Annotated in this window: 11 protein-coding genes and 1 riboswitch; of the genes, 4 read left to right on the top strand and 7 right to left on the bottom strand. The window is 41.5% G+C overall.

Annotated elements, in window-relative coordinates; translation table 11 throughout:
• Nucleotides 1-445 precede the first annotated feature (445 nt).
• Nucleotides 446-1,390: a ribosome biogenesis GTPase YlqF gene (gene ylqF / locus AN390_RS16840; protein WP_054983594.1), complete on the bottom strand. Its 945-nt coding sequence runs from the start codon at nucleotides 1,388-1,390 to the stop codon at nucleotides 446-448.
• A 91-nt stretch (nucleotides 1,391-1,481) separates the two neighbouring features.
• On the opposite strand from ylqF, the gene AN390_RS16835 reads away from it, so the two are divergent.
• Together AN390_RS16835 and AN390_RS16830 are read left to right on the top strand one after the other, a co-directional pair.
• A complete protein-coding gene (locus AN390_RS16835; protein WP_055255466.1) occupies nucleotides 1,482-2,018 on the top strand; it encodes a YaeQ family protein in 537 nt (178 codons plus the stop codon).
• 17 nt (nucleotides 2,019-2,035) lie between these two features.
• Nucleotides 2,036-2,641 (top strand): alpha/beta hydrolase, encoded by a 606-nt coding sequence (locus tag AN390_RS16830; RefSeq protein WP_004585990.1) that lies wholly within the window; start codon nucleotides 2,036-2,038, stop codon nucleotides 2,639-2,641.
• On the opposite strand, the gene AN390_RS16825 is transcribed toward AN390_RS16830, so the two are convergent.
• Nucleotides 2,638-2,847: a hypothetical protein gene (locus AN390_RS16825; RefSeq protein ID WP_024033977.1), complete on the bottom strand. Its 210-nt coding sequence runs from the start codon at nucleotides 2,845-2,847 to the stop codon at nucleotides 2,638-2,640. The genes AN390_RS16830 and AN390_RS16825 overlap by 4 nt on opposite strands.
• A 346-nt stretch (nucleotides 2,848-3,193) precedes the next feature.
• On the opposite strand from AN390_RS16825, the gene AN390_RS16820 reads away from it, so the two are divergent.
• On the top strand, nucleotides 3,194-3,667 hold the full coding sequence (locus AN390_RS16820) for a Dps family protein (RefSeq protein WP_004585992.1): 474 nt from the start codon (nucleotides 3,194-3,196) through the stop codon (nucleotides 3,665-3,667).
• Between the two features lie 282 nt (nucleotides 3,668-3,949).
• Here the strand turns inward: AN390_RS16820 and AN390_RS16815 are convergent, their stop codons facing one another.
• The gene (locus AN390_RS16815; protein WP_029772910.1) at nucleotides 3,950-6,892 is read right to left on the bottom strand and encodes a TonB-dependent receptor domain-containing protein; all 2,943 of its coding nucleotides are present in this window, start codon (nucleotides 6,890-6,892) and stop codon (nucleotides 3,950-3,952) included.
• 240 nt (nucleotides 6,893-7,132) lie between these two features.
• Between AN390_RS16815 and AN390_RS16810 the strand changes: the two genes are divergently transcribed.
• On the top strand, nucleotides 7,133-7,888 hold the full coding sequence (locus AN390_RS16810) for a LytTR family DNA-binding domain-containing protein (RefSeq protein WP_024033980.1): 756 nt from the start codon (nucleotides 7,133-7,135) through the stop codon (nucleotides 7,886-7,888).
• A gap of 17 nt (nucleotides 7,889-7,905) precedes the next feature.
• Here AN390_RS16810 and AN390_RS16805 read toward each other — a convergent pair whose 3' ends face one another.
• From AN390_RS16805 to AN390_RS16790, 4 genes are all read right to left on the bottom strand, one after another.
• Nucleotides 7,906-8,304 (bottom strand): hypothetical protein, encoded by a 399-nt coding sequence (locus AN390_RS16805; RefSeq protein WP_055255445.1) that lies wholly within the window; start codon nucleotides 8,302-8,304, stop codon nucleotides 7,906-7,908.
• A 60-nt stretch (nucleotides 8,305-8,364) separates the two neighbouring features.
• Nucleotides 8,365-10,482, bottom strand: a complete 2,118-nt coding sequence (locus tag AN390_RS16800) for a S9 family peptidase (RefSeq protein ID WP_408003182.1) — start codon at nucleotides 10,480-10,482, stop codon at nucleotides 8,365-8,367.
• A 119-nt stretch (nucleotides 10,483-10,601) separates the two neighbouring features.
• On the bottom strand, nucleotides 10,602-11,168 hold the full coding sequence (locus AN390_RS16795) for a hypothetical protein (RefSeq protein WP_055255464.1): 567 nt from the start codon (nucleotides 11,166-11,168) through the stop codon (nucleotides 10,602-10,604).
• A 95-nt stretch (nucleotides 11,169-11,263) separates the two neighbouring features.
• Nucleotides 11,264-11,346: riboswitch (cyclic di-GMP riboswitch) on the bottom strand.
• Between the two features lie 111 nt (nucleotides 11,347-11,457).
• Nucleotides 11,458-14,598, bottom strand: a complete 3,141-nt coding sequence (locus AN390_RS16790) for an efflux RND transporter permease subunit (RefSeq protein WP_055255444.1) — start codon at nucleotides 14,596-14,598, stop codon at nucleotides 11,458-11,460.
• Nucleotides 14,599-14,604: the final 6 nt, after the last annotated feature.

The following is a 14,604-nucleotide window of genomic DNA, read 5'->3' as shown; positions in this document are numbered from 1 at the left end:
ATCAACTCGATTCGGTTTTCCTGTATTCGATGCTTTCGAATTATGTATGAAATTCTTAAATGACTAAAAAACAACACGAGTAATTACCATTGAAAAGCGAATAAAAAACGCACTTAATAAAATAAGAATTATTTGCATTTAGGTGTTGACAGTTTATTAGATCTAACTGATAATCAATATCAACAAGACGGGAATGCATACCCACTTGTGACGGAATGAACTAATTTGTTTCTCGACCCTGAAACAACGTGTGGCGCACGTAAACAGCTATGGTTACTTGTTATGAACCGCAACGCCCCTTGATGTTGATGATAAGTAACCGCCCTACTATTTTACTTGCTACATTGCTCATATCGGTGACGGTAGATATGAAACTAAAAAAGCCCTTACGGGCTTTTTTTATGTCTGTAATTTAGTAAGTAATATACTCACATAAACTCACATATTAACGGCGGTTTTTACGTGCACGTGCACGGCGCTGTTTTTTCTCTTCTTCTTTAGCGGCTTTTTTGGCCTCTGCAGCGGCGCGTAAGCCAGCTACCATAATTTCTTCTTCTTCACGCATGGCTGGGGTTTCCATGGTAATACGGCCGATAATCCCATCACGTAATTCGTTAATCAGTATTTCAGACATTTTATAGGTGTCTATTTGGTTACCGCCACGAATACAACCACGCTTTTTACCGGCCATTTCTACAAATTCCCAGTCACTTTCTGGCAGTTCATCTATTTTATAGCGTGCTTTTAAAAGCTCTGGGTAGGCTTTTAATAAATACTCTGCGGTATAACTTGCCACATCTTCGTATTCAAGCGCTGTATCACGTATTGCACCAGTGGCACCTAAACGATAACCCGAGTTCTCGTTTTCTACTTTAGGCCACAGCATACCTGGTGTGTCGTAAAGCATAATGCCGTCTTCAAGCTTAATACGTTGCTGCGCTTTTGTTACCGCAGGCTCGTTACCCGTTTTTGCAACTATGCGCCCAGCTAATACGTTAATTAACGTCGATTTACCCACATTTGGAATACCCATGATCATAGCTTTAATTTGCTTATCGGCGCCCACTTTGTGTGGCACCAATTTTTTACAAAGCTCATTAATGCGGTGCACCTCAGCGGCTTTATCATGGCCAAACGCAATCGCTTTTACGCCACTTTCTTGCTCAAAATAGTCTTTCCACGCTTGGGTCATTTTAGGGTCGGCTAAATCCGCCTTATTTAAAATTTTGATGACCGGCTTGCCTTCACGAAGCGTAGTTACCATAGGGTTTTCACTACTGTAAGGAATGCGTGCATCAAGCACTTCAATGATCACATCCATTTGCGGCATTATTTCTTTAATCTCATTACGGGCTTTATTCATGTGCCCAGGGAACCACTGGATAGCCATTTTTAACTCCTAACATATAATTTGACGCTATTTTAACTGGCAATTCATTTAATTGCGCTATACTGGCGCAAATTTTTTTAGATTAGATATTATGGCTCTTAAATCTACCATTATTAAAGCGCAATTATCGTTAAGCGATATGGACCGCCACGTGTACCAAGATTTTAATTTAACGTTGGCACAGCATCCCTCTGAAACCGAGCAACGCTTGATGATTCGCTTATTAGCCTATGCACTAAATAGTTGTGATGGCTTAGAGTTTACCAAAGGCTTAAGTGCCGACGATGAACCTGAGCTTTGGCATGTAAACTACAGTGAAGAGATAGAGCTGTGGATTGAGCTGGGCCTGCCAGATGAAAAGCGTCTTAAAAAAGCCTGCAATAAAGCTAAAAAAGTGGTGCTTTATACCTATGGCGAAAACAACCAAGCTATTTGGTGGCAAAAACATCAACCTAAGTTGTACGATTTTAAAAACTTAAGTATTTTTAGCCTTGATTACGCCGCTACTCAGACACTTGCAGATTTAGCTGACCGCAATATAAAACTTACCATTACCGTTCAAGATGGTGATGTGTGGGTCAGTTCTGATACGGCTAATATCGAAATAAAACCACAACAGTTAATGTAAATTGTAGGTAAGGGCGTATGAAAATAAACCACGTTATTGTATTACACGGCCTTTATATGTCGGGCTTTGTTATGCGCCCGCTCTGCTCTCGTCTTGAACAGTCTGGAGTTAAAGTACTGAATCTCACTTACAATACGCTCGACCCTAACTTAAGCACCATATTTAAACAAATTGATGAGTTTATTGGTGATGAGCCCTCTGCATTAGTATGTCACTCTATGGGCGGATTAATTGCCCGCGCCTACTTAGAGGCAGGCACGCCAGCGAGTCACCATGTCACTAAAGTGATTACGCTTGGCACTCCCCATCAAGGCAGCCACATAGCGCAAAAGATGAAGCAAAAAGGGTTTGAAACCTTTTTAAAAAACAGCGTCGAGTTTTTACTCACTAAAAATGGTAACTGGCCGTTTAAGGCCAAGCTTTATAGTATTGCTGGCGATTTGCCCATTGGGTTAATGCCGTTAATTGTCAAAGGCAGTCAGTCCGATGGCACCGTTTTACTAGACGAAACCAAGCTTAAAGGCATGGCTGAGCATAAAGTGTTTCATTTAAGCCATACCAGTATGATTTATTCTCGCCAGGTGCTTGAATACATTATTAAGTGCCTTAACGAAGCGGCCTAGTCTTCGCCCGCCTCTGCTATTTTATAACTGATTAAAAATATCACCCCCAAAATAAGTGGCATGGGTGCGGCAATGTAGCCAAACGTGTCGGCATTGGCAAAACTTGCGCCTGCTAAATGCGCCACCAGCCCCAATACAAATGCTATAACGGCTATACCTACCACTATTAACTCTGCTTTATTTTGTTTTACTGTTTTTGCATCCATAATCGCTCTCCAATAAATTTAAGATATTTATTTTGCTTGAGTGAATTATGCGCTACAGCCATAAGCATTTACTGATTTAGATCAATACATCAAATAGCCAATATTCAACCTTGTAGAAAACTTGTTTTAGATCATAATTTATCCATGTTTTGTCTTTATTTTATTGTTAAGGGGTAGAATTTTAATAAATTCAACCCATCTATATTGTATGAGTGATTTATTGCGCTGCACGTTATTAATAGTTAAAACCTATTGCATTGACTGGTTTAAACAATTTTACTAATTAATAGCACTGAGCAATAATGATCATCAGTTCATAAATAAATGATTCATCAAGGAGCAAGGTATGTCACAGGTAAATGCAATTGGTTTAAACAGCGCAAAAAGCGAAGACATTGTTAAGTCACTCAATACATTATTGAGCAGCTACCAAATTCAATACATGAATGCGCGCGGTTTTCATTGGAATATTAAAGGCCGTAACTTTTTTGAATTACACATTAAATTTGAAGAGATTTATAATTTACTACTTGAAAAAGTAGATGAAATTGCTGAACGTATTTTAACGTTAGATGGCGCGCCACTACATGCGTTTTCTGATTACTTAGAAGTAAGTGAAATTAAAGAAGCTAAAAACATTAGCGATGGTACCGCAGCCGTAGAAAACCTATTAGCTGGCTACAGCACACTAATTAAAATGCAACGTGAAGTACTTACTCAAGCAGGTGATGCAGATGATGAAGGTACAGCGTCATTAATGGGTGATTATATTTCAGAGCAAGAAAAACTAGTATGGATGTTAAAAGCGTACTTAGACTAAGCTAAAAAATAAGCCCTCAAAAGGGGAGGGCTACAAATAGGGAGAATCGTAAATTTCTTTGCGATTCGGATACTATATTAGCGCCCCCTATTGACTAAACAACGCCACTGTTACCAGTGGCGTTGTTTTTGGTTTAAGCGGAGCATAAATAATTTTAAAGCAAACTAGCCCACCCTTTTCGCGCTGGCATTAAAAAGCCCCAGCAACGGCTGGGGCTTTTGTTAATACCAGCTCCTTAATTAAGTGAAGCTGGAAAAACTACAATTGTGCAGTATTAACTGCTTAAAATTTACTTCTAAAACCAATATAGAAGGTTTGTCCGATTGGGTCATACGTACCTGCGTCGGTTTCAGTACCTGTGCTTGAGCCACTTACACCTGAAAGTATACGCGGAGGCTCTTTATCAAATAAATTGTTAGCGCCGGCGTATAGCTCTACCGCGTCACTTATATGATAGCTTGCTTGTACATCGTGGTAGGTTACTGAGCCAATACCCACGCCGCCAGCAGGTATACCAAAGCCACTTAAGAATTGATCATCAAAGTCAGCAGCCCCTATGTAGGTCATGCTCCAGTTAAAATCAAAGTCATCAAGCTTATAGCCTAAGTTCCAGTTAGCTTTGTGTTCAGATGCGCCAATTTCACCAGCAAACTCATCTTTATCCGCACCCGGTAACGGAATAGTGTAACCGTCAATCAAGTAAGTGTATGCAAGGCGAGTTCTAAATGCGCCTGGGCCAATATCGGCAGAGTAAGTTAGTGTTAAATCAACACCTTCAGTTCCTAAACCACCACTATTTGATACACCACTGTCAATAAACTCAAGTGAACCTGCGCTATTATTACCAGAAGGGCCGCTACGACGAGTTATAAAGCTACAGAAGCTATCGTCACCACCGCCATAACATTGGTCTAAAATAAATTGGCGCGGTGTAGATACAATCGCATCTGTGATTTCTATATCAAAGTAATCAAGGGTAACGTCAAGGCCCGAAATTAGCTCCTCTGGGGTAAATACCACACCCACAGTCACAGAGTCGCCCACTTCTTCTTTTAAGTCTGGGTTACCACGGTTAAAACCACTAATACCCTGTAAATCAGACTGGTTAAGGGTAAACTCACCGTTTGATGCAATATTATTTGCAACACCCGCATCGGCACGACACGCATCACCTACAGCCCCACCGCCACTGTTTGTAACACCTATACATGGATCGTTTAAACCACTAGGGAATGTTTGCGAAGGCGGTGAAAATAACTCATCAATATTAGGCGCACGTGTAGAACGAGCACGGGTAGCACGAAGGCGTAAGCTATCCATCACTTCCCAATCAACACCTACGTTCCAGCTTTCTGTATTACCTACTGTTGAGTAGTCAGATAAACGGACTGCCGCGTTCATTGTTACCGCATCCAGCACAGGAATGTTAGCCTCAACATAGTATTCAGTTACATCAAAAGAACCTTCGGTTGCAGGAATTGCATTACCGGCATTTAAGCCCGCTTGCTGTAGGGCATCAAATTCACTGCGAGAAAACTCTTCGCGGTATTCAAAACCAGCCGCAATACCTACCATACCCGCAGGCAGCTCAAATAAATCACCTGAGACATTACCGCCAATAATTTCTTGCTCTACCGACGTAGAAAGCGTACTTGGTGCACTTACAAAATCAATTGCACCTTGCGATAGTGAATTAAATCCGTAAATGTTTACTGGCGCACAATTAAAGCCACGCGCTGTTGCATCAATACAAATCGCTTCATCGGTAATGCCATCCGCATCTAAATCTTGGCTATCAATTACCGCCTCTAAACCTTGGCGAAAGCTTTGTACATTTACTAAGCCACCTGATACTTGCGACTCTTTCGTTTTACCGTACACATAGTAGGTATCGTAAAACCAGCTGTCGTTAATCTCACCCTGAAAGCCCACAGCTAAGCGGAATGTATCACGCTCTGCACGGGCACCACGGTTACCTACATCACTTAAACGTTTTGCAAAAAAGATATCTCTAGCACCATCACCGTCGGTGTCTGTTGCTGCATTGTAGATATCATCTGGCACAAAGGCATTTCTGAGCATTTCGCCATTTACGTCAAACTCAATTGGCACGCGGCCATTGGCATAAATGTCATCTGAGGCAAACGGAAAAGGCTCTAACTCTGAAATAGTGGTACTAGATGCGTACGTCCCTTCAAAAAAGAAGCTGTGTTTATCTGTTAGCTCGTAACTACCATTTGAGGCAAATAAGTAGCGCTCTGTTGGTATAGCAATGGTACGTACGCCGCTTCGGTTAAAGCCGTTGGCATCTATACCGTCACCGCCATTGGTGCTAAACGAGTCTTGTAAGTTGTTGTTTGGATCGTAAGTAAAGCGTGTATCGCCTGCATCAAAACGCCCTTGCGGCGGAAATGATGAGAAAAACGGATTAACGGCTTCAAAAATAGAACCCGGGTTTGCCGCCGGATCGTCTTCAAAATAAATACCTGAAAATTGGTCTACTGCAGAGCGCTCACGATCGCGCGAAAACACAGCACCTTGGTCTGAGTAGCCTAAGTGGAACATGGCTTGACCTTTGCCATCACCCGTAGTTAAACCCGAGGTAAAAGAAAACTGGCGCGATTCATCATCGCCTTCGCTTGATTCGCCGTATTGGCCTTCAAACTCTACGCCTTCAAAGTCATCTTTTAGTACAAAGTTAACTACACCTGCAACCGCATCAGAGCCATATACTGATGATGCGCCACCGGTCATAATTTCCACGCGCTCAATAAATTGACTAGGAATGGTATTTAAATCAACTGCTGAGCTACCAGGTACACCCGATACATAACGGCGCCCATTCACAAGTACTAAAGTACGGTTTGAACCTAAGTTACGCAAATCAACAGTAGCTACCCCCGCGCTTGCCGTCGAAAAGTTAGAGTTAGTACGGCTAATAGCTGGAGAGCCAAATGCTGGGTTTTCTAGCAGTAGGTTTTGGATGTTTAAAGAACCCGATGCATCAATTGCCTCGCCACTTACAACCTGTATAGGTGCAGACGACATCGCCTCGGCTGAACGAATACGAGAACCCGTTACTTGCACGCGTTCTATTTTTTCTAGTTCGTCTTCTTCTGCGGCTATACCTTGAAAAGAAAAGCCAGCAAGCACTGTCGCACTAAGTGCTAAAGACAATGAAGATTTTTTAAATGTACGACTATCTAAGTTATTTATTTTTTTCATACTATAATGTCCCTGAAATGTTATTTTTGTAACTGGTTGGTTACAAACATTTCAACATTAAGTGGAATAATTTTAAGACACTATGCGCATTATTTAATAGGCACTTAGTCAGGTACAAGCAGCAGGATATATGGGATGAAGGTACTTATCCCAGATTGTTATAAATTAGATTAAATTTTTTTAACATTTTTTATTAAATACACGGTCTTTATAACTACACACTCTAGAGATGGATTTTTTATGATTACTTACTTTCATGCACTAATTAGAGTTAGCACGAGCAAATTTGCAACATTCTTAACTCAGCAGGTGCAAGCTCACCGTCACTTTGATTCGCAAACGCAACTGCCCGAGCAGCGTTTAGATCAAATAGATACCTCTCGTTTTAATGTGCTTTTTTACGAATTATCTAATTTAAATGATCCTACTCAAATAGTGCACCTAACTGAATTGGCTAAAACAATGAAAGTGGTGGTGATTGCTAGGTCGGCTGAATTTGCTAATTTTGCGTTTGAAGTCGGCGCAGTCGATTTTTTAACAGTCGATGCAACCGCTTCAAGGCTTGAAAAATGCTTCGATAAGCTTATTCATTTATGCCCATTAGCCACACAAGCCGAGCGCTTGTTTAAAGCCGCATCTGAAAACGAGCAACCCATTGCTGCACATATTGTTGTTAAAGATGTAGGAAAGGTACGTTTAATAGATATTAACGATATTGTATGGATAAACGGTGCGGGTAATTATGTAGAGCTGCACTTTAATGGTAACAGCGCCCCCGTTTTACACCGTGAAACCATGAAAAACATTGAGCAACAGCTAGAGCCTGAAGGTTTTATACGTATTCACCGCTCCACGCTAGTTAGAAAACATGCCATAAAAGAGCTTATGCCAACAGACAGCGGCGACTATAAAGTGAAGCTTAAAAACAATATCTCGTTAAATTTATCAAGAAGGTACAAAAACTGCCTAGAGAGCATTATAAGCCCCGTAGCATAGGGGCTTGTAATGACTATTTACCAGTAGGTTTTAATGTATTCATCGTCTGGGTGATGATGTAGGTAGCTTTCTGAGTCTTTATAAAAGTTAACTTCAATATCGCTGTTGCTCCAGACCTTCTCGAACATATTTTTAGCAATAATGTTTGCATATAAGTAATCTACGCGTTCGTAGCCACGCTCTTTTACGCTGGCAAAGTACGCCTCTAACGAGTCCATGCTATCTACAGTTATTAACTCAAATTCTTCTAGATTAACCACAACACACTTTACCGCGCCTTTGGGGTGCATACTTAGTTCGTTCACCACGCCATTCGTTAGTAAAGTAATTCCTTCATTATTAAAACTACCCATTAGCTTTAAATACATGGTGGGTGGCTGAGAGCAAATATAAAACTCTCCATGTGCTCCAAACATAAATAACCTTTTATATATCAGTGCTTCATTAAAGCTTAATACATTTTGCGTATTTTGCAGTTAATTTATAAGCGCAATAAAAAAGGCCATTTCGAGGGCTTTTTCTTCAAGGCTTTTAAAACGCCCAGATGCGCCGCCATGCCCTGCATCCATGTCGGTTTTGAATACCAGTATATTGTTATCGGTTTTGAGTTCTCGCATTTTTGCTACCCACTTCATAGGCTCCCAATACTGTACTTGAGAGTCGTGCAAGCCTGTGGTGACTAAAATGTGCGGGTAATCTTGGGCGCTAATATTATCGTACGGTGAGTACGCGGCTATTACATCATAAAAGTGCTCATCGTTTGGGTTGCCCCATTCATCATACTCGTTAGTGGTAAGTGGAATACTTTCATCTAGCATGGTGGTTAACACATCTAAAAATGGCACATGACACCCTACACCTAAGTAAAGCTCTGGCGCTTGGTTTAATACAGTGCCCATTAACAAACCACCTGCACTGCCGCCAGAGGCAAATACTTTATTTTTATCACCGTAGCCTTGCTCTACAAGAGCCTTTGTAATATCAATAAAGTCGCTAAAGCTATTTTGTTTATGCTCTTTTTTACCTTGCTCGTACCAATGGCGTCCTAGCATTTCGGAGCCTCTTACATGTGCAATCGCATACACAAAACCGCGATCTAGCAAACTCAATGAGGTACTCGAAAAGCTCGGATCTATCGTGTAACCATATGCACCATAGCCATATTGAAACAGCGGGTTAGTGCCATCTTTGGTAAAGGTGTCTTTTCTATAAACTAACGAAACAGGTACTTGCACGCCATCGCGTGCTGTCACGAATAAGCGCTCAGAGGCATAAAGTGCACTATCAAACCCGCCCAGTACTTGCTGCTGTTTTAACAATGTTTTTTTGCCCGTGGCTAAATCAACATCGTACAACGTTCCAGGCGTGGTTAGACTTGAATAATAAATACGTACCGAACGCGCCTGTGGCTCGGGGTTCATCGCCACAGCGGCATAGTAACATGGGTCGCTAAATTCAAGCGCCATGCGCTCTTGAGCATGGTTAATAACAACAAAGCGAGCTTGACCTTGCTCGCGCTCAGTTAATACTAAAAAGTCGTCAAATATCTCTACGCCTTCAAGCAACACATGCTCACGGTGCGCGGTGTGCTCTTGCCACTGCGTTTTATCTGCAATCGTTTCGCTTGTTGCCGTCATCAGTCTGAAATTTTTAGCTTGCCAGTTAGTTACTATGTAATAAGTATCGTCGTGTTTATCTATATCAAACTCATGCCCTTCTTCGCGCGGTAGTAATGCGTTAAATTCACCTTGCGGGTTATTGGCATCAAGCACCCAGGTATCGTTTGTTTCGGTGGTGGCCAAATCTATAATAATAAGGCTCTCGTCACGGCTTTTACCCAAGCCCATAAAAAAGCTTTTATCGTGCTCTTCATACACCATGACATCTTGGCTTTGCGCTGTGCCTAGTTCATGCCTAAACACCTGAAAACCCAGTAACGTTTGTAAGTCTTTTTTAACGTAAAATACGGTTTTATTGTCGTTAGCCCAAACAACTTGCCCTTCGGTGTTTTCTAAAACATCGCTGAGCATTTCACCTGTTTGCAGGTTTTTAAAATGTACGCTGTAAATTCTGCGCCCTTCGGTATCTTCGCTGTATGCCATTAATTGCTCGCATGGGCTTAGCGCGACTTCACCTAGTTCGTAAAATTCATGGTTTTGAGCTAAAGCATTTACATCAAGTAGTAACTGCTTGTTATCGGTGTTAATACTTGTGCTTCTATAATGACGCGAATACTCATCGTCACCACGTACCTCTGAGTGATACCAGTACTTGCCATCTTTAACCGGCACCGTGTTGTCATCTTTTACGATGCGCCCTTTTAGTTCTTCAAAAATACTGTTTTGAAGTGGCTTTATTGCGGCTAGTTGCTCATCGCAGTATGTATTTTCGGCCGCTAAATGGGCGAGTATTTCTGGGTTTTCGCGCTCATCATCGCGCATCCAGTAGTAGTTATCGGTGCGCGTTTTATTGTGCATAGTTAATTGATGAGGTTGCTTTTTAGCAACAGGAAAACGAGCTAATGATTGAGAAGAAAATTCACTTAAAGACACAACAAAACCGTATAAAAAATAACAATGCAGGCAGTTTATCATAAAAATAAAAAAGCCCACTCATAGAGAGTGGGCTTGAGGTATAAGTCCAAATTTTAAAATTACTGCAATTTTATTCTTGTCATTACACCCATGGGAAGATGGTTTTTATTTTAAAAGCGTTAAGAGACCTTAGTCCAGGCCATTGCCCAGCTTTTTCCGATACCAGGTTCAAAGCTTGGGTCTTTATCATTATTGGTTCTGCAAAATTGGCTAAATGGCCATGCCTTACATTGGTATATACAACCTGTTTTAGGCTGCAGTACGCGAGTACCCGCGTTGTATTGCTCGCCCCCATTAGGGTATACAAAATCATATGCTTGGTTGGTGCACTTAGCGGGGGTATCGCACTTTGCAATGCAATGAAAATCAACCTTTGCCTTATTAATACCGCTACTTTCTAGGGCAAATATTTCGTTATCTCGATAGCCAACCACTAACCCTTGCTTGGTCATTCTACCTGCACTTACCAGGGGCACATGCACGTTTATATACTCAGCAACTAAGCGTGGCCAAGCATGAGGCTCACCTTGTTCTAAAGAGGTGATTTTATAATCAAACGATAAATCAACAAGCACTCCTTGCATGTCTGAAAAGGTTACACTAACCACATCCCCAATGAACAATTGAGTATGATGGTTTAAACAACCTATAGTTGACCATTTTCCACAGGCCAACGACGTATGCATAAACACAGTAACACCTTAAGAGTCACAAAATTTTATCCATATCATATGGATACACAAAAACGACACTGAGGGCAAGCAATGCCGTATAAAAATTATGCAGCAGCCCCGCTATCGTAGTTTACACCTTAGACCGGAAACTTTGCGTCTTAGCCTTTCGACTAATTTGCCAACAGAAAAAAGTGATTATAAAACGTGCGCAAAGCTTATTCAAACAAAAGAATGTAACCGAGATTTTTATATAACCCTAAATAACTAAAAAGCCAACTTGTTAAAGTTGGCTTTTAATAGTTTAAGAGGTTTGGTTTATAGGGGCTTTTCGCCTAACTACTTTTCGAAAAGCCATTTTAAACACGCCGCCAATATCGCCTAAAATAATGTACAAGCACGGCACCAATATAAGGGTGATTAGTGTTGCAAACATTACCGCAAAGCCTAGCGCTACTGCCATAGGGATTACAAATTTAGCTTGTAAACTGGTTTCAAACATTATGGGCAGAACCCCAGCAAAGGTTGTAATAGAGGTTAATAATATTGCCCTAAAGCGTGCACAACCGGCTTCTATTACCGCGTTTTTAACGCTTACACCCTCTCGGCGTACTTGGTTTACGTAGTCGGTCATTACCAGCGAGTCGTTTATTACTACGCCGGCCGCGGCTATTAAACCAAAGCCCGACATTAAGCTAATGTCTAAATCAAACCAAAAGTGCCCCCAAATAGCCCCCGTTAAACTAAACGGAATAACCGACATAACAATAAGCGGCTGGGCATAACTTTTAAGTGGTACAGCAAGCAATATATAAACTAAAATCATGCCGCCTACAAAAAACAGCAGCTGCTCATTAGCTTGCGCTTGTTGCTCTTCTATTGCGCCACCTAGCTCTGATTTTACACTTGGGTATTCTTCTTTAAGTTGCGGCAGTAAGTTTTCTTTTACTTGCGAAACTACTTCGCCTGGCTCTATAACTTCTTCATCAATACTGCCGTACACATAAACAGTACGATAACCGCCCTCACGGCGAATATAGCTTATACCCGGCGTTTCGGTTAATTCAACCACATCGCCTAAAAGTACTTCACGCCCTTGCGGTGTAGTAACTACTGTGTGTTTTAGCGATGAAAACGCTTCGCGAGTCAGTTTAGGGTAACGTACCATTACTCTTACTTCTTCGCCGTTACGTATTACACGCTGTGCTTCACCACCATAAAAACTAGCGCCTACTTGGTTTGCAATGTTAGCAAGGTCGAGTCCTAAATCGTAAGCTACAGGTTTTAAGCTCATTTGCACTTCTTTGCTAGCAGGGTCAATGGTCGAGCTTATATCAAACAAGCCTTTTTGTTGCTGCAATAGCTGAATAAAACGACGGCCTGCCGCATTAAGTGTTTCTATATCAGAGCCAAACAGTAAATAACCAAATTCGCCTTCGCCAGTGCCGCCACCGCCGCCAACATCATCTTCAATAGTGAGTGATTTAATACCGGCAATGGTTGGCATAGCTTCTCGCCAGCGGCGCGAAAGTTCAAACGCGTTATAAGGGCGTAAGTCTTCATCAACCAACGGCGCAAGTAACTGAGACTCCGTTCTGCCTTGGTTAAATACCAGTACATCACGAATTATTTTTTGGCCAAATTCACGCTCTGTTTCTTCATCAACTCTTAACACCATGGCTTCTACTTCACGAATAGCTGCAATAGTTTGTAAATCAGACACATTGTCATTCATTTCTATTTGAATTTGCGGAAAATCATGCGGCACTTTAGGAGTGGGTACAGTGCGTACTTTATTTGATGTGATCAGCGCAATGCTTATAAAAAACATAGCAATAAAGCCAAACAATACTGTCCAACGCCAATCTACACAACGCGATATAAAACGCTTATAAGGGCCATTTACAAAACCAAAAAAGCGGGTATTAAACCTATCGCGCCAGCCCCCTTTTTTAATAGGTGAAAAGTGCGTGTGGGCAATGTGCGCCGGTAAAATAAGTTTTGATTCAACTAAGCTAAATACTAAACACAGCATAACTACTACGGCAATACCGTAAAAGAAGGCGCTTTCTGGCCCGCTTGAAAGTGTAAACGGGGCAAACACCGCAATGGTTGTCAGTACACCAAATGTAGCAGGGGTTGCTACACGGTTAGCACCACGGACGACGTTTTCAACTCCGCCTCCGCTTTTTTCAACCTCAGTATAGGCGGCCTCTCCTATTACTATGGCGTCATCTACCACAATCCCGAGCACCATAATAAAAGCAAACAACGAAATAATATTAATGCTTATACCAAATAAAGGCATTAGCATCATGGCGCCTAAAAAGCACACTGGTAAGCCAATCATTACCCAAAGCGCTAATTTAAAGCGCAAGAATAACGAAAGCATAATAGCGACTAATATTGCTCCTTGAAACAAGTTAGCTTTCATCATATCAAGGCGCGCATTTAGGTAGTATGTCATGTCCATTAATGGCTCTAACCTAACGCCCGGTGGCAGCTGGGTATTTTTTTGTTCAATAAATGCTTTAACCGAATCGGCAACGGGGATCATGTTTTGATCTTGCGTTGCCTTTACCGACATATACACTGCGTTTTCGCCATTAAATTTAAAGTAGCGCTCGCCTTCGGTAAATTGGTCTTTAATAACAGCAATGTCTTGAAGCAATACCTTAGCGCCGTAGTCGCCTATTTTTACCGGAATTTGCCTAAACTCATCGCCGGAGTAATACTGGTTTTCAACCCGAACAGAAATAATCCCTGCATCTGTTGTTAGTTGCCCCGCCGAAAAATTAGCAGAGTAATTACGCACAGCGGTCATTACATCGCTTAGGGTTAAGTTGTATTGGCGTAAAGTGTCTGGGTCGATTTCAATGGCTATTTCATCAAGCGGCACATCGTTTTCTACCAACGACACGTTAGATAGCTGTAATAACTCATCTTCAATTTGATTGGCAATTGGTTTGAGTTCTGTCAGCGGCAAATCGGCAACTAAGGTCATCCCTATAACATCTTGCCTAAACTCAATCTGACTTATGGTGACCGGTTCCATACCTGCAGGAAAGGTTGCAATACCATCAACACGCAGCTTTACCTTATCAAGTACATCGGTAAGCTCTGCATCGGTGTTAATTTCAAGGCTTGCTCTACCGCCATTTCTAAAGGCGCGGTACACGCCCTTTTTAATTTCGGTCACATCCTTTAGTGATTCTTCAATTTTTATAAGAATGCTTTCTTCAATTTCTTGTGGTGAGGCACCGGGGTAATTTGCCTCAACATTAATGTAGTTAATTTCTACATTAGGAAACATTTGGCGCTGAATGGTTAAGTAACTAATAATCCCCATGATGATAATAAAAACCATCATTAGGTTGGCTGCAACAGAGTTTTTAGCAAAATAAGCTATTAACCCTGTTTGTTTTTTTTCAATTGATTCGCTCATTAATTT

This window comes from Pseudoalteromonas sp. P1-11, from assembly GCF_001399995.1.
GTDB lineage: Bacteria > Pseudomonadota > Gammaproteobacteria > Enterobacterales > Alteromonadaceae > Pseudoalteromonas > Pseudoalteromonas atlantica.
The sequence above is the reverse complement of the archived record's forward strand: the minus strand, read 5'-3'. Positions and strand labels throughout refer to the sequence as shown.